Here is a 16,485-nt window from a genome sequence, read left to right on the forward strand (position 1 = left end):
TTTCCTTATCGGGGCTGTGCGAGACGCGCGGTGACCAACACAAAGCCGGCTTTCTCGGTGGGATTGACCGTCAGCTCATTGATGCCAACGCCTGCCACCGCTTCCATTTCATGCAACCAGCGCCACACCGCTGGCGTGGGCGCCGCTTCCAGCCGCACACATTTCGCCTTGCTGACCGGGCTGAATGCCCCGGATGGTGAGGCCGTGTTTGCGCAGACTGTTATCGATCAGCTCGGTCATGGAGCCGCTGGGCCGGCTGGATTTGCCACCCTTGCGCTCGGCTTCCAGACGCGACGCCAATTGGTCCACTTCGGCAAACACCAGACGGGTCGCCTCCAGTTGGCGCTCGGCCTTATCGCGCATGCCATTGACCGGTTTGATGATGGCCACCCAGGTCACCAGGATTGCAATGGCCAGACCGCCCACGGCCAGCAGCGCCTGTTCGCGCAGCGGGCGGGCGTAGAGAGACTGGGTAACGGATTCGGGCAGTTTCATCGCCGGGTCACCTTCATGCGGGCCTGATGCACGCCCTGGTTCACATTGACAGACAGCACCTCGGCGCCGAAGCCTTTGGTTTTCAGTTGATTGCTCATGGCTTCAATGTCGGACAGCGCCGGCGCCTGCACCGTGAGCCGCAATTCCTGTGCGTCGTTCAGAAATTGCAGGTTCTTCACTTCTACGCCCGGCTGTTCCACCAGCACCGGCACCGACTGGGACAGGATAAACAGCGCATTGCTGCCGCTGGACTGATTGCCGAGGCGCGACACCTGGTTGCGCAACTGCTTGAGCGGATCACTGATGGCGCCATTGGGCACCGCCGCGCGGTAGCGTTCGGTAATGGCGGTCTTCAGGTCCTCGGTCTGGCCGCGCAGCAATTGCCATTCGGTCAGGGTCAGGCCCAGATGCAGCACCACCGCAGCGGCGGCTGCGATGAGGGGCAGTTTGATTCGTTCAAACCAGCGTGCCAGGGGCATACGGGGAAAGAAAGGCGCCACCGCCAGATTCATCACCTGCGCCTCATCCGCCGCCAGGGGCTCTGCCAACAGGGATTTGAATGCGACCTTGTCAGCCAGTCCTTCGGGCAAAAGCTCGAGTAATTGATCCATCGCCTCGCCCTCTGCGGCCAGTAAACGGATCTGCTCGGGTTTGCTTGCGCGCGCCGCGCTGGCGAAGAAGGCGCGGGCATAGCTGATCCGCACACTGCCGAACAATTGCGGTGCCAGACGGTAAGCCAGTTGCTGACCATCGCTGTACAGCGTCCAGATGCCCGGCTGGGTCGCCGGCAACAGATCGGCATCGCTGACAATGTGGGTGACCGCCAACTCGCGCGCGTGAAACGCGGCCAATGCGTCAGCGAGTTGATCGCGCCGGGTATAGGCCAGATTCACCCAGTCATCGCCGAGCTCACCGTAGACGAAATGCAGCTCGTCCACATCGTCAATGATGTCTTCTTCCAGCTGGTAGGGCGCGAGCTTTTTGTAAAACCGACGCTCGTTTTCCGCCAGCGACAATCGGCGGGTAATCACCTGATCGCCCGGCAAAACCAACACCCAGCGCGCCAGCGGATCATCCACTGCCTGCACAATGGCATCGAGCGTGTCTTCACCTTCGGCCAGCCAGTGGCCTTCGCGGCGCTGGCGCCAGCGGTAAACGGCGGGGCTTTCTTCCGTGGCAGCGGCAACCAGCCGGCAATAAACGCCATCCAGGGATTGCGCGGCGGCGGGCTCCGCGGCCATCGACTCATTTACCAGAGTGTCTGTGGTCATCGTCTTTTCTGTTCGCTGTTGTCCCTGCCCTCATCCGGCACGGATCGTCGATTGTCGTCGTTCTTATCTTCAGCGCTGTCGCTGTCTTCATCCGGCCGGGTCTGACTCGCCAACGCCTGGATGGAGGTGGCCTGACCGGAGCTGTATTGAGCCAATACTTTGATCGTACCCTGATCCCGGTTCAGTAGTATACGCCGGTTGCTGGTGCGGTTTCCCAATTCGACTTCTACATTCAGCCAGAAGTAAGCCGTACTGATCGCCAAACCGTCAGGGTTCATAGTGCCTCCACTTAACAGCGCATTCATATCGGGCTGGTTCGCCAGATCAGCACCGCTACTGAAATAGCCGTCGGGCATACCCGTGCGCCAACCATCAAAGCCCTGCACATCCTGCAGCGCCAAAGGCACAATACTGTTTTCCTGATTCAGAGCCTGAATGATGGGCCCGTGCTTCTCAAATTCCAGTGTATTGATATTCAAATCAGCGTTACTGGGCAACACCACTAAATAAGGCTTAATTGCCTCATAAATTTCCGGCGTGATATGGCGAATCAGCTTCAGTTCCTCCAGGGATTGCATCTCGCCATTGGGCGGCACCCACGTCACCCCTTCCTGCTGGTATTGCAGTGATTCCGCGCCCCCAAACCCCGAAGCATTGTCATCATCATCCAGCCAATCCACCACCGCCTCGGTAATGGCGATGGCCAGGTTCTGATCTATGACCAACGGTTGCGTATCCGGAGGTGGATTTTTCACCTGACTGCCATCGAAGGTTTGCAAAAACCGTAAAAACCGGCGCTGACGTACATCGAACCGATTGGGGTCGTTGGGATTACTATTACTGTTTAATTGTTTACTCAGTCCATTGAGATTGATTTTGCTCTGGGCATCTTCCAAGGTCCCGTAAAGCACACCGCCCTCGATGGGAAACATCTGACCGTTGGTCCAGTCTTCATCCGCATGATCGACTTGGCCGTTTTTGGCATCGTCTTCGAGCACAAAGCTGGCCAACGCAATCGCACCATCCATGTAGGCATTTTGTTGGGCACCAAGCACCCGGTTTTCGGCGCGCGCCTGCATCAGCAACATATCGCCGGCGTAACTCACCGCCAATGTGGCCACCAGCGCCACGATCAGCAGCGCCATAATCAACACTGCACCCTGTTGCCGGGATGGTTTCATTCTTCGATCCCCAACAGCAACACGCGCTTGATCTCGCCCATATCCTTCAACTCAACGGCGATTTCAACCGCGCTTGGCAGACTGGCCTGAGTGGTGCGGCCGGTGCGACCGGCAGACGGCGGCCACTCAGTGGACCAACCACTTTCATCTTTGGGGTTAGCGCCTGGCGCCAGATAGCGGAAGGTCAGGTTATTCACATCTGTTAACAGGCGACGCGCCATCGACACATCTTCAAAATACACTTCATCCCCGGGCGCCTGCTCACCAAAAATTTCCCGGTCGATGGGCCGGAAAAAACGCCAGAGCGCGCCCTGGTGCCAGGCATAGGTCACATGCTGAAGATCAGACCGGCGGCTGATACCAAAATTTACCCAGTCGCCGCGCACAAACTGCAACAAACGATGCTGCCGGTCCAGAGTGGCCAGCAAATTTTTGCGTTGCTGTTTGATGTCGCGGGTTTCAAATGCTTCGCCGTAACCCAGAAAGGTCTGGTCTTCGGTCGCCTCGGCGCCGGACAATGTCTGATCCACTTCTTCGGCTTTGAACAAGGCGTCCTTGCCACCGCGGATCGATCGCAAATCCTGTTCGATGACAATAAAAAAACGATCCAGTTCAGCAAACTGGGTCGACACCGCGCGGCCGGATTCCATGGAGCGCGTGGCCACGTGAAATGACTGGGCCGCCATCATGGCAATCAGTGCCGCAATAAAAATTGCGATCAGCACTTCAACCAGGGTAAAGCCGCGCGCCCGATGCATCTCAGTAGCTCAGAATAATCATGAGGCCCGCCAGCGATTCGTCGGGCGATTTGCCCACCTCAATCTGGAGCTGTTGTTGTTTGATATCGTCAAAGTTGGTGGCAGTCATGCGCCAATACCAGCGCTGCTCCACCATCTCCACTTCACCGTTTTCGGAATCGCCCAGCTTGCCCGCCCCCAAACGATTTTGCAGCTGGTACTCGGCCGCCTTGTTCTGGGCCACATACAGGGCAATGGTTTTATCGCGCAGCATGGCCTGGGCATCGATCTGGGTCTGCATCTGGCCCAACAAGGCGGGCAAGGCCATGCCTACCACCATCAGGGCCACCAGCACTTCGACCAGACTGAATCCGCGTGCGCGCTTCATGGTTCCCACTCGTCGGCCTGGACCAGATCGCCGGTAAAGTCCACGGTCATCAACCGGATGGGTTTGTCGGCCAGACTGAAACGCAGTTCAAAATTGGAAATCTCGCCACTGCCGCTGAATACCACCTGCGGGCTCTGGCTTTCTTTGTTGAGGTCCACCGGTTGTTCATCCAGGCGCAATTCCAATTGGACAAATTCGGGGATTTCACTGGCGGCAAACGGCGCTTCGGCATCGAGCCAGTTGCCGCCACGAAAGCGCTTCCATTCCAACCGGGTGGTGCCCTGAAGGGTCTGTGACAGTTGTAAACCCACCAGGTCGCCTTGCAGGGCTGCGTTCTCATCGGCGTAACGCAACATCTGGAACAATTGGTCGAGGTCGTTGCGCGCGCGTCGCTCTTCATTGCCACCCACGTTGAAGTTGACCATGCCGATGGCCAGGCCGACCAGCAACAGCACTACCATCAACTCGATGAGCGTAAAGCCCCGCGCGCGCATGGTTTATTCTTGCTCGAGATCCGCCGGGTTCATCCAGTTGCCAATATCGGCATTCTGGCCTTCGCCGCCGGCCACGCCATCGGCTCCCAGGGTGTAAATATCAATTTCACCGTTCTCGCCCGGGCTCAGGTAGAGGTAGGCATTACCCCAGGGATCTTTCGGCAGTGAATCCAGATAACCATTGGCCGGATAGCGCTTGGGCACCGGGTCCAGCGAGGGCTTGTCTACCAGGGCCTCAAGGCCTTGCTCGCTGGTGGGGTAACCGAAGTTATCCAGGCGGTAGGTTTTCAATGCGGTTTCGATGGATTTGAAATCGGCAAACACTTTTTGCACGCGGGCGCCGTCGGCGCGGTCCAGTACATTGGGCGCGACGATACTGATCAACAGACCCAGAATCACCAGCACCACCATAATTTCAATCAGCGAAAAACCGCGGCTCAATTGTTTTTTCATTGCGTTTTACTCCCTAAGCACACACGCCCGGATGGCTTTATGTGTTTTACACCATGGTATTCATTTCAAAGATCGGCAACAGGATGGCCATGACAATGCCGGTCACCAGCACGCCCATGATGACCACCACCAAAGGCTCCATAATGCCCAGCGCGGCGGCCAGCCGCCATTCCAGTTCGCGGTCCATGTTTTTGGCCGCGTGTTCCAATTGTTTGTCGAGATCACCCGAGGACTCGCCGCTGGCCGTCATCTGCACCAACAGTGGCGGATACAGCTTGGTTTTTTCCATCGCACGCGACGCTCGACCCCTCTTGTACATCAACGGCGAGTTTTTCAGTGGCCTTCATCATCACCGCGTTGGTCATCACCTGGGTGGATATTTTGATCGCGTCCAGCAAAGGCACACCGGACCCGGCCAGCAGCGCCAGCGTCGATGCAAAGCGCGAGGCGTTGATTTGCGCGGAGATCTCACCGAATACCGGCATGCCCAGAATGATCTGGTGCCAGCGCAATTTACGCGACGGTTTTTCCAGCCATTTCTGGATAAAAATAATTCCCAGCAATACAGAACAAGGTCCACAAGCCCCAGTTGGCCAGGTAGTTACTCACCACTATCAACACTTGGGTGATGGTGGGCAATTCGCGACTGGAATGGGCGAATACCTGGGTCAGCTCCGGCACCACAAAGGTCATCAGCATGGCGATCACCCCGATGCTCACCACCAGCAGCACCACCGGATAAATCATCGCCATTTTCACCCGCTGGCGGGTTTCAAAGGTACTTTCGGTATAGACCGCTAACCGGTCCAGCACCGGCCCCAGATAACCTGCACTTTCGCCCGCGCGCACCAATGCGCGGTACATGGAATCGAATGCCTGTGGTGCTTCCGCCAGCGCCTGGGCAAAAGAGTGCCCCTCCAGCACGCGCGAGCGCACCTGCAGAATCATTTCTTTCACGTGCTGTTTGCGCTGCTGGTTAGCGGTGGATTGCAGTGCTTCCACCAGCGGCATCCCCGAGTTCAACAGCGAGGCCAGTTGACGGGTCATTACCACCAGATCGGCTTCTTTCATACCGCGCTGAAAGCGTGGCATTCTGAAGCCGGTGCTCACCGACGATTCACCTTTGCTGGCCGAACGGCCCGCCGGCTTAACGCTGATGGGCTTCAGATTGCGGCCGCGCAAATCAGCGCGTACCGCGCGTTCGGAATCGCCTTCCACAACCCCTTTTTGCTGGCGGCCGGCGGCGTCAATGGCTTGGTAGGAAAATGCGGGCATGGGTCAGACCTAGGTGAGCGTGGTAACGCGCAACACTTCTTCGACACTGGTTTCGCCGGCCAATATGCGCTGCTTGCCCGCGTCCATGATGGACGGGCTGAACTTGCGTGCGTAGGCCACCATGGTTTGCTCGCCTGCGCCCTCATGGATCAGTTGCCGCATGTGGTCATCGATGACGATGTGTTCGTAGATGCCGAGCCGGCCTTTGTAGCCGGTAAAACTGCATTTCTCGCAACCTTTGGCGGAATAGATTTCCACATCGGCCGGGAAGCCCAGTTGCTCGCACTCGGCCGGGGTCGGTTTGTGCGGCTGTTTACAGGAACACAAACGTCGCACCAATCGTTGCGCCATCACCAGGTCCAGACTGGACGACAACAGAAAGGCTTCCACCCCCATATCCAGCAAGCGGGTCACCGCGCCGATAGCGGTATTGGTGTGCAGTGTAGACAGCACCAGGTGACCGGTGAGCGACGACTGCACCGCAATGCTGGCGGTTTCGCCATCGCGGATTTCACCAATCATCACCACGTCCGGGTCCTGACGCAGAATGGCGCGCAAGCCGCGCACGAAGGTCATGTCGGCCTTGGTGTTCACCTGGGTCTGGGCAATGCCCGGCAACAGGTATTCCACCGGGTCCTCGATGGTCATGATGTTGCGTGAACGGTCGTTGATTTCCGTCAGGCCAGCGTACAGGCTGGTGGTTTTACCGGAACCGGTGGGACCGGTCACCAGAATAATGCCGTGCGGTTTTTGCAGGGCGCCGGCAAACGCCTTGTGGGTTTTTTCCGGCATTTGCAGCTGGTGTAATTTCAACGCGCCGGCGGCCTGATCGAGAATACGCAATACTGCGCGCTCGCCGTAGGCGGACGGCAAAGTACTGACCCGGATATCAATGGTGTGGCCGGCCAGGGTCACACTCATGCGACCATCCTGAGGCAAACGCTTTTCGGCGATGTCGAGCCGCGCCATCACCTTAATGCGGGAATTGATCAGCGGCGCCAACTGCGGTTTGGCCTGCATGATTTCATTTAACACGCCATCCACGCGAAAACGCACAGCCACCCGGTCTTCACAGGGCTCCAGGTGAATGTCGGAGGCTTTGGCTTTAACGGCCTGGGCGAGAATCGCATTGATCAGGCGGATCACCGGCGCATCGTTATTGCCGGCCAGCAAATCACCCTCTTCGGGGATGTCGTCAATCAGCTGGGACAGATCCATGTCGGCCACCGCCTGCTGCGCCGCATCAGAATCGTCGTGGTACACATCTTTCAGACGTTGTTTGAAATCGGCCTCGGCAATTTCTTCCAATTCAAACGGCTCGGCACAACAGCGCTGCAGTTCGGCCAACACCTCGTGGTGCAAGCCCGGCTTGTGCAACAACTTGCCCTCGTCCAACAGAACGCCGTGAGTCTGGGCAAAGCTGAAGGGCAGCAGATCACTCATGGTCAGTTACCGCTTTCTTCCGCCTGGGCTTTGGCGCCGGGCGTGACAAATAAGTCACCTTTTTTCGGGTCCCACGGGGCCATTTTATTCTGTTGCGGTGCTTCCAGAATCCAGCCCTGGTTGCTACCGGTTTTTTGCTGCATCTCGTAGATGTACTGGTATTTTTCTGCGGTGGCGCCGCGCATGGATTCATCGTCGCGCAATACCGTTGCGCGGATAAACACCATCAGGTTGGCTTTGGTGACGCCGGTGGAAGTGGACTTGAACAGGCGGCCCAGCAACGGAATGTCGCCGAGGATCGGCACCTTCTGCTCGCCGGTTTGCACGTCGTCACTCATCAAACCGCCCAACACAACCACCTCGCCGTCGGCGGCCAGTACGCGGGTTTCAATGGTGCGCTTGTTGGTGATCAGGTCAGTGGCCGACACTTCGTTTTTGGCAATACTGGACACTTCCTGCTTGATATCAAGCACCACCGAATTACCTTCGTTAATGTGTGGTGTTACCTCCAACATGATACCCACGTTCTCGCGCTGAATAGTCTGGAACGGATTGGAGCTGGAATTGTTGGTATTGGTGTAAGAACCGGTGACGAAGGGCACATTCTGGCCCACGTTGATGGTTGCAGTATGGTTGTCGCTGGTGAGCAGGCTCGGTGTGGACAGGATGTTGGCATCGGTCTGGTTTTGCAGCGCGTTGATCAGCACAACAAAATCGGTACCGCCGGTGCCGGTTTTGATCTGGCCCAATGTCTGGCCAGTGATGCCGGCCAGAGTGCCCACCAATGTGGCCTCATCGTCGTCGTCATCTCCGTCATCGTTTGTGGTCGCACCGGCGGCGACGCCGGCGATATTGCTGTTAATGCCGACGAGCCAAAGGTCCCATTCTGGGTACCGAAACCATTGAATGCCCAGGTTTTTGGCATTGGTATCGAGGATTTCAACGATGATGGCTTCAACCAGCACCTGCGCACGACGGATATCGAGCCGCGCGATCACGGCTTTCAATGCAGCCAGTGTTGAAGGGTCTGCGGTGATCAACAAAGAGTTGGTATCTTCATCCGCCTCGACGCTGGTTTCTGTTGCGGTGGCGCCTTCACCCTTGTCCATTTTGGACATATTTTTCACCACGTTGGTGAGTACGGTGGCCACTTGTTTGGCGTCGGCATATTCCAGATAAACCACCTGCACGTTGCCGCTTTGCTGCTGCGGCATGTCCAGGCGTTTGATCAGTACTTTCACTTTGCTGCGCGACAGATCGTCGCCGGAAATCAGTACACCATTGGAGCGCTTGTCTGCCACCAGCATGGGCGCGTTGTCGCTGCCGCCTTTGCCGGCTTCCTGACGCTGTAATTGGGTGAGCATGCGCACCACATCTTCGGCACCGGCATGCTTCAGCATCACCAATTCGGTATCGAACACGGCCGCTTTGTCGATGCGGTCGATCACTTCCTGCAGACGGGCAATATTCGATTCGGTGTCGGTAATGATGATGGCATTGCTCGGATCGTAGGCGGCCATGTGGGCGTGTTGCGGCACCATCGGGCGCAATACCGGCAGCGCTTTGGACGCTGCCACATTTTTCAGCTGGATCACCTGGGTGATCATGCCGTCGCTGTTGCGGGTGGCGGTTTCGGTCACCGGCAGAGGCAAACTGCGGGCCTCTTTGGAGGACACAATCCGGGTCACATTGCCGGATTCAATGGCGGCAAAACCGTGCACGTCCAGTACCGCGAGGAACAAATTGTAGAGTTCCTCCTGGGTCATCTGCTTGGACGAAATGACCTTGATGCGGCCTTTTACCGACGGGTCCACAATGAAAGTTTTGCCCGTGGTTTCCGCGACGTACTTCACCACTTCCTGAAGGTCGGCATCCTTGAAGTTCACCGTATAGGTGGGCTGCTGCGCCAGTACCGGTGCGGTCGCCAGACCCGCCGACAGGATGCTCGCGGCCAGGAGCGCCGGAATGAAAAGTTTCTGACGGTTTTTCTTGTTCTGCTTCATCATGGGGAGGTCTTGTAAAAAATGCTTACTCCAAAGACACTTCCAGGGTCTCTTCCTGGCCGTTTCTGAGTATGGTCAAGGTTGCTGAACGGGCTTCGCGCAATCCACGCGCCACGTCTACTGCCACGCGGGTATCTGACAAGGCCGTGCCATTCACTGCAGTCACCACATCGCCCGCTTGTAAGCCCATGGCATCAAAAACCCCGCGATCACGACCGGGGCGCACTTCAAAGCCCACCACTTCGCCGGCTTCGCGCTTCAGGCTGACTTTGACCACATCGGCCAGCGACTCGGCGGTGAGCTCGTTGGCATTGGCGTACTTGGTGGCCACATCGCGGCTGATCTTGGCGCTCGCCCGCAGGGGCTCCGGCGCCTTGGTTGCCGTTGGCTTCGGACGCGCGCGATTCGCTTCGTCGTACAGCCAAAGCAACTCGAAACGACCATTATTCTCCAGCAGCACGCGATCGGACAGGACTTTACTTAACTTGACGTTGGCGCCGCCCGGCAGGGCATCACCAATAGCGTAAAGCGCCTGGCTGGCGCCGTTGGCAATAATGGCCATATCCCGGCTGGCGTCCTCGGTGGCGAACACCCCCATCAACTGCAGTTGCAGCCGGGTTTCCTGGGCTTCGTCTTCAATGGCGGGCGGTGCCTGCTCTACCACCGCATCCACCGTGGCCTGGCCAAAGGGGTTGAGCGCGGCAAACTGATCGATGTCGATGCCCAGGCTGGCGGGCTGGCTGCTGAGCAAGGGCAGATTGACGCTTTCGCCGGCCACCACGTAATTCGGCGCCGGCGCGGCCACCAGCCAGATCAGGCGGGCCGCAGAGGCACACAACCAGATCACCACCGCGAGCATGCCCAGCCGCTGCCACCAGAGCAGCGGAACGAGGTTTATCAGGCCGGACATCTGGGCTACCAATGTGCGGGTAGCGGCCGGGAACTGTGTGACCAGGCTGTTAATGGGAGGCGTCCTCAAAAATTATTATCAGGGCTTGGCTGCAAGCCCCCGGCATTTCTTGCCGGGGCCACATCATAGCAGGTGTTTGACCGAGATTTGACATTAAGGTTTCAGCAAGGCGGCGGATTGTGCCGGCGAATAACTACAAAAGTATGAATTCCCCGCAATAAAACGAAAAAGGGGCCAACAGGCCCCTCTTCGCGGTATCAGCGTGCCAGTTCCATCAGGTCGGGCTGGTGATCACGCCGTTACAAATGGGCTGGAACGCGGTCATGCTGTCCAGGTCATTGCCCATGCCATTTTGCGGGAACCGGGTGGAGAAAAGGTTCTGCTCGTTGTGCAAAGCCATGTAGTTAAGCACCACCGTTTCCACCAACAGGTTGACGTTGTTGGCGGCCACAGAACCCCCGGTCTCCACATCGCCGCTCGGGCGCATCCAGCCCAGCTGGCGGTGGGTTTCCTGCAGATCCGGTGTGGCGCCCAGCAGTTGGGCCCGGCCATTGGGGTTATAAACCAGGAAGAACGCCGAGGCGGTTTGCTGGTTGTCGCCGGTCCAGACGCCTTTGCCGGCGCCGTCGGGCGAGTTATCCAGCATTCCGTTACTGAATACAGAGCCGTCTGAGCAGACGTAGATCATCACCGGCATGCTTAGTTTTTGCGCATATTCCAATACCGCACCAATACAACGACCTGCGCGTAAATCCCGGCGCTCACCGGTAGCGCGATCACCGGTGTGGTAATCGTAGCCACCCATAGTAATGGTGCCAGCACCAGCAAAGCCGTTCAGAACCATCTTAGCAACCGATGCTGTCTTTCGGAATTCACCATCGCTGGCAAACTCTTCTGCACTGAACACGCCAGCAGGGCCGACCAAATCTGGGTCTAATTCCGGATTCAATGCAGAGGGCTCACCAAAGGCATTAGCCAAATGCGCCGATTTAACGTACTGGCAGCGCAATGTTTCCTGCACTGCCGTGTGCTCCTCACCTGAAAGTCCGGTGTCAATACGGGCTATTTTTTTGTCGCTGACCCGGTACATGGACTCCATGACCTTAACGATGTCATCCTTGGAGAGAAGACTTGTTAAACCGCCTACATCCACCAAGCCGGTCACGTCTGAAGGCCTATCTACTTTTGTCGGCCTAACTGCCGGGTCAATCATTGCAGCAGGAGCCATAGAGTTGCCTCCCGACTCACTGGAGCGCGAGCCTACTAAGGCAACAAGATTTCCAAATGCTCCCGCCTTATTGATACCGTACATGGGGTTGTGCGGATTATTGCCGGTGTCATTTTCCGAACGAGCCGGAATCACACAGCCGTTGGTATTAGGCGCAGCTAAAATTGCTTTTTCGAGTATACCGCGCAGCATCGCAGAGTCCGAATGGAACCGCAGCCCCAGCGATTCGTCGATAAAGTTCTCGGTACTGGAAGAAGGCACCATATCGCCCGGCAAACCCTGCTTGTTGTAGCCCGCTGTGGACAGAAAGTCTAATTGACCTCCACGCCCCCCAATCAACACATTAGAACCGGCAAAGTTGGCACCGCCCGCCAAATCGAAACAAACAAAAGGAATTTTGCCAGCACCATTTAGTGGAATATTGCAGTCGAAGACTTTTTGCAACACGTCCATTGAGAGTTCGCCGTGAGCACGCGCACTCAACAATCCGAGCGCGGTGGATCCAACCACCGCACCGGCGCCCAACTGAAAGCCCTGGGCGATCATGTCGCGACGGGATACCGGGCGGTGCATATTGGGTGTGACCAGAGCATCGTCAGGCTGGAAATGGGTTTTGAATTTCTTGCTCATAATAGTTTCCTCGCCCCGATTATTGCAGCAGCATCACGGCGCTACCGGTTGCGGCAGCACACACAGCTTTAACGGTGTTGGCGGTTTTGGTCACACAGTCACTGCTACAGCTGGTCGCTGTCATCGCATCGATCAGACTGTTCAGCTCGGTTTGAATTTCGCCGTCAATGGGCTGGTCATCCATAACCGCATTGCCGGTATTGGGCACGGTTGCGAAACTGTGGCCCAACATTGCCGCCACCAGCGGATCAATAATCTGTGACCGGCCAGTTGCATCGAACGCGCTGTTGACGTTGGCACTGAAGTTAAAACCGGGGAAATAGCTGGCACGCATGCTGGTGCTGTCCACCAGTTCGTTGCAGTACTGCACCGCCAGCTGGGTAATGCCCATCTGGTGCGCCGCCAGGAAACCACGCGGGTTTTCTTCCGTGGGCATTTGCTGTTTGACCAACTCAAATACCGCGTTCACGGCCGGATCGGTTTTGGACACCCCGGTCAATGCCGCCAGTGTATTGTTGATTTCTTCGTAGTGACGCAAACCGATTGCGGTCTGTCCCTCAATGTCGGCCGGCGTCGCAGGTGGCGTGGGTACCGGCTCGGTGCGTGCAAAGGTATTGCTGCCGGCCTGGTCGAAGGTCAGGAAGAACTGATCCGAGGTCGGGCCCTTGTCCAGCGGGATAATGGTACCCAACTCGCTCAATACCACTCCACCCTCAACATAATTGCCGCTGCTGATTTCAACATTCAGGTTGGCATAAGCCTGACCTACACTGGCTTCGCGGCCGTTTACCCCTATGCGCATACCCGACAGGGTAAAGGGCGCTGATGGCGCGGCGGTGTTGTCCAGGCTGATGAAGAACGGCTTGTTAAACAGGTAGCCGTAGTTATCAAACTGCTGAACTTCAAACACCACAAACGCATCGGGCATGTCCACCAGGTGGCTGACGCTGAACAGCAGGAAGAATTTCTCCCCTACGCCGGCGTCATAATTGGTCACGATATCGGTGTCGCTGAGCGTGCGGTTATGGATCGCCAGCAAACGCACGGCGCCCAACCAGGCATCACCATTTGACACTTCTGCACCGAGCGCCAGGGCAAAACTCGGATCCCAGTTGGCCAACAAGCCGGGCTCGAGTTCATCTGCATCCGAAGACAACTCACCGTTCACGTAAATGCGGCGACCATTGACCGGACTGTAGGTCATTACCACGTGCTGCAATGTGGCCTGCAGCACTTCATCGGCGTTGGGGGTAGACAGCAACGGCATACCATTGGCGTCGTTGCCGGTGGACGACCGCAGGGCAAAGTCGTAGTTGTACAAGGTCTGGCCAACGGTGAAGTTGCGCGCCGTGTCGCCACCGGAATAGGTGATGATGCGCGCCGGGCCATCCTGGGTGGTGTTCTCGGGCACAACCCAGGCTTCGATGGAAAATTCATTGGTGGCGGTCAGCAAATCATACAATTTGCGGCTGGCCTGGGTTGAACCCTGGGCTTTACCACCATTGAATTTCACGCCCCAGGCACCCAGCCACTCGTGTGGCCCGCTCAGGGTTAAATGCAGGGCAGGTGACACGCCGGAGGTATCGAACGCCGTGGAGCCGGAACCGGTCTTGAACTGGTACAGGGCGATCACGTTGTTTTCCACTCGGCCGCCGGAAGACGCCACAATGCCGTCGTCCGCCAGGTTTACCGCCTTGGAAATCACCAGCGCAGGGTCCACTTCCACCGGCTCGATGCTATCGGCAAATGCGCGGATGGCCGCTTCCATTTCGTTGGAGGCCGACGGACAGTTATTGCCCCAGCAATTGTGGAACTCGTTGCGCAGCCGGACCACCAGGCGGGAATTTTCCGGCGTGTCCAGGCTGATGCGCGAACGCGCCGCATCATAGGCTACCTGTATATCGCCTTCGCCCAGATAGGGCTGCTGCTGGTTGGCGCTGGTGCTGGAATGGCACTGGCCACAGTAGGGTTGTAAAAGATCGTACACCGGCTGGAAGCCATCCGGCGTGGCAGGGAAACTTTTCGACGCGCCCACGTCTTTCAGCTCTGGCGCGGTCAACACCACCGTGTTGGAAATACTGCCGGAGGCTTGCGCCCAGCGGGTAATCCAGGTGGTCATGGTGTCGGCACAGGCGCTGGCTTCGGTTTCCCAGCAGTTGTGGCCGCCACCGACTTTGGTGACCAGTCGCGACGCAGCCGGGTTGGACAGATCCACCAGGGTATTGGCGATGGCGTAAGCCTCGTTCACATCGTCGCGGCGGACGAATTGAGGTGACTGACCGCCGTCAATGTGACAGGCACCACAGCGGTCATCGGCCACCAGGTTATCCCACACATTGATTTTGAAACTCTGCACATCGTCCGTGGCCGGCGCCGGGCCGGTATAGGTAAATCCGCCACCGCCGTTGTTGCCCTGATTGGGATTGTTGTTTTCAATCGTTTGCGCGCCGGAACCTCCGCCGCAGGCCACAATGGCAGCCAGGGAGACGGGGAGCAGGACGCGACCGAGTAAAGTGATAGTTGTTGTCATTGGTGCGCCCCTCAATTGCTGCTCAGGCAGTAGTCGGCCGACTCAGCAAAGACCTGCTTGAGTTGGTAACCGCCACTTTTGAAACTGGTAACCATGTCGCTGACGGCCGTGCGGTCGGCGGCATTGCCCGGCTCGCGCAGGCACACGGTTTTGAACACACGCTTGACCTGGCATTGCGCAAACGCATCGGAATGCGCCAGCTCCATGCCCATGGTTTTGGCGCCGTTGCCGCTACCGGGCAGGGTCTGGTCCCACCCCAGCAGCTGATTCTGGCCAGCGCGCCAGTAGTTGTCCCACTTGTCGTCGGGGGTCACAAAACCGTTCGGGAAGGTGGTGCTGTTGATGTGGTACTTGGCCTGCACCCGGGTGCCGGTTTCCGGGTCTGTTTCGCCGGCACTGTTGTAGACCAACTGGCCGTTTTCGCCGGTCAGGTCATTGTCTGCATCGTACTGGTAATTGTAGTAGGCGAAGGCCTGCGCCAAGGGGTCCATGCCGCTATGGCAACCGATGCAATTGTTGTTGAACACCCGGCTGTCACCGCCCGGACTGCGGCTCACATCCTGGCGGATGCGATCGGGGGTGCGGGTGATATCGTGCACCTGCTCCAGGTCCATGCACAGGTGATTCATCAGGGTAAACCGGAACATGGCGCGGTTGGTGCCCGCGATGAAAAACGCTTTGGCCGCTGCGCGGGTGGTCATCAGACCGGCGGTGGCCTCTGCCTCAAGTCCCGTTACCTGGGTTTGGGTGCGCTCCACCAGATTGTCTTTCAGGCTCGCGCCACTGGCATAAAGCTGGGCGTAATGGTTGTTGTTGTTGTTGGCGTAGGCGGGCAGCCCCAGGCTCGGGTCGCCCACATAGATGATGTTGTCATACAGCGCGGTGCGGAAATCCTTACCGTCGCGCACGATGCCAATCACGGTGGCCACATAATCGTTGAAATCCCTGAACACGTCGCCGTCGCGGTTGGTGGCCGGCATGAATAAGTTTTTCAGGGTGACCGCATAGAAACCTTCGTTTTCCATCGCGGTATTGGCGGCTGCAACCACGTTGCCGGCATCGATGTCGGCCGCCATGTCCAGCAGCACCGCCTCGCTGGGCGGGACGCCGGCAATGCGGTCGTGGATCATTTTGGCTTCTTCGCGCGCACCGGCCTGAACGGCAGTGGCACCCGCAGCCAAAATCAGAGCACCTGCAATCTGCAGGGCACGGGGAGTAAATGTTTTCATAGTGGCTCTTGTTCCTGGCTCGCGTTGCTGGCTGGAGCGCCCGGTCCGTTAGTGTAAAGCGCCGACTGGCGGATTCCTTGACGGCTCATGAGCCGCTTATTACCGCCTGTCAGTGACCACTTCCAAGATGTGATGAGGTTCAAATAATTGCTTGGCGAGACTTTCTAAATTCACTGCAACTGGAACACTGTATCAACATCCGAGCTGATCAATCCGCG

General features: G+C 57.6%; 17 protein-coding genes. All 17 read right to left on the minus strand.

The features are described from left to right. Positions 1-5: 5 nt before the first annotated feature. Positions 6-158 (minus strand): type II secretion system protein M, encoded by a 153-nt coding sequence (locus M5M_RS20190; RefSeq protein ID WP_169528921.1) that lies wholly within the window; start codon positions 156-158, stop codon positions 6-8. Further along, complete coding sequence (gene gspM / locus M5M_RS11910; protein ID WP_015047751.1) at positions 109-495, minus strand: type II secretion system protein GspM; 387 nt, start codon at positions 493-495, stop codon at positions 109-111. Before gspM ends, M5M_RS20190 begins: the two co-directional genes overlap by 50 nt. After that, the gene (gene gspL, locus M5M_RS11915; protein ID WP_015047752.1) at positions 492-1,766 is read right to left on the minus strand and encodes a type II secretion system protein GspL; all 1,275 of its coding nucleotides are present in this window, start codon (positions 1,764-1,766) and stop codon (positions 492-494) included. The genes gspM and gspL overlap by 4 nt, the downstream gene beginning before the upstream one ends. Continuing rightward, complete coding sequence (gspK, locus tag M5M_RS11920) at positions 1,763-2,947, minus strand: type II secretion system minor pseudopilin GspK (protein WP_016389382.1); 1,185 nt, start codon at positions 2,945-2,947, stop codon at positions 1,763-1,765. The genes gspL and gspK overlap by 4 nt, the downstream gene beginning before the upstream one ends. After that, positions 2,944-3,705, minus strand: a complete 762-nt coding sequence (locus tag M5M_RS11925) for a type II secretion system protein GspJ (protein ID WP_015047753.1) — start codon at positions 3,703-3,705, stop codon at positions 2,944-2,946. The genes gspK and M5M_RS11925 overlap by 4 nt, the downstream gene beginning before the upstream one ends. Position 3,706: 1 nt before the next feature. Continuing rightward, positions 3,707-4,072 carry a type II secretion system minor pseudopilin GspI gene (gspI, locus tag M5M_RS11930; protein ID WP_015047754.1) on the minus strand — a complete coding sequence of 122 codons (366 nt, stop codon included), beginning with the start codon at positions 4,070-4,072 and terminating at the stop codon, positions 3,707-3,709. After that, the gene (gene gspH, locus M5M_RS11935; protein ID WP_015047755.1) at positions 4,069-4,566 is read right to left on the minus strand and encodes a type II secretion system minor pseudopilin GspH; all 498 of its coding nucleotides are present in this window, start codon (positions 4,564-4,566) and stop codon (positions 4,069-4,071) included. Before gspH ends, gspI begins: the two co-directional genes overlap by 4 nt. Before the next feature lie 3 nt (positions 4,567-4,569). Continuing rightward, a complete protein-coding gene (gspG, locus tag M5M_RS11940; RefSeq protein WP_015047756.1) occupies positions 4,570-5,019 on the minus strand; it encodes a type II secretion system major pseudopilin GspG in 450 nt (149 codons plus the stop codon). Between the two features lie 46 nt (positions 5,020-5,065). Beyond that, entirely contained in the window at positions 5,066-5,269 is a 204-nt protein-coding gene (locus M5M_RS20780) for a type II secretion system F family protein (protein WP_244431029.1), read from the minus strand. Further along, complete coding sequence (locus M5M_RS20785; RefSeq protein WP_244431030.1) at positions 5,241-5,582, minus strand: hypothetical protein; 342 nt, start codon at positions 5,580-5,582, stop codon at positions 5,241-5,243. Before M5M_RS20785 ends, M5M_RS20780 begins: the two co-directional genes overlap by 29 nt. After that, a complete protein-coding gene (locus tag M5M_RS20790; protein WP_244431031.1) occupies positions 5,533-6,294 on the minus strand; it encodes a type II secretion system F family protein in 762 nt (253 codons plus the stop codon). Before M5M_RS20790 ends, M5M_RS20785 begins: the two co-directional genes overlap by 50 nt. 9 nt (positions 6,295-6,303) lie before the next feature. After that, the gene (locus M5M_RS11950; RefSeq protein WP_015047757.1) at positions 6,304-7,737 is read right to left on the minus strand and encodes a GspE/PulE family protein; all 1,434 of its coding nucleotides are present in this window, start codon (positions 7,735-7,737) and stop codon (positions 6,304-6,306) included. A 2-nt stretch (positions 7,738-7,739) separates the two neighbouring features. Next, positions 7,740-9,743 (minus strand): type II secretion system secretin GspD, encoded by a 2,004-nt coding sequence (gene gspD / locus M5M_RS11955; protein WP_016389383.1) that lies wholly within the window; start codon positions 9,741-9,743, stop codon positions 7,740-7,742. A gap of 22 nt (positions 9,744-9,765) precedes the next feature. Then, on the minus strand, positions 9,766-10,650 hold the full coding sequence (gene gspC, locus M5M_RS11960; protein ID WP_015047758.1) for a type II secretion system protein GspC: 885 nt from the start codon (positions 10,648-10,650) through the stop codon (positions 9,766-9,768). A gap of 274 nt (positions 10,651-10,924) precedes the next feature. Then, the gene (locus tag M5M_RS11965) at positions 10,925-12,508 is read right to left on the minus strand and encodes a twin-arginine translocation pathway signal protein (RefSeq protein ID WP_016389384.1); all 1,584 of its coding nucleotides are present in this window, start codon (positions 12,506-12,508) and stop codon (positions 10,925-10,927) included. Positions 12,509-12,527: 19 nt separating this feature from the next. After that, on the minus strand, positions 12,528-15,038 hold the full coding sequence (locus tag M5M_RS11970) for a LamG domain-containing protein (RefSeq protein ID WP_015047759.1): 2,511 nt from the start codon (positions 15,036-15,038) through the stop codon (positions 12,528-12,530). Positions 15,039-15,049: 11 nt separating this feature from the next. Then, positions 15,050-16,267, minus strand: a complete 1,218-nt coding sequence (locus tag M5M_RS11975) for a hypothetical protein (protein ID WP_015047760.1) — start codon at positions 16,265-16,267, stop codon at positions 15,050-15,052. Between the last annotated feature and the right edge of the window lie 218 nt (positions 16,268-16,485).

This window comes from Simiduia agarivorans SA1 = DSM 21679, from assembly GCF_000305785.2.
Taxonomy (GTDB): domain Bacteria; phylum Pseudomonadota; class Gammaproteobacteria; order Pseudomonadales; family Cellvibrionaceae; genus Simiduia; species Simiduia agarivorans.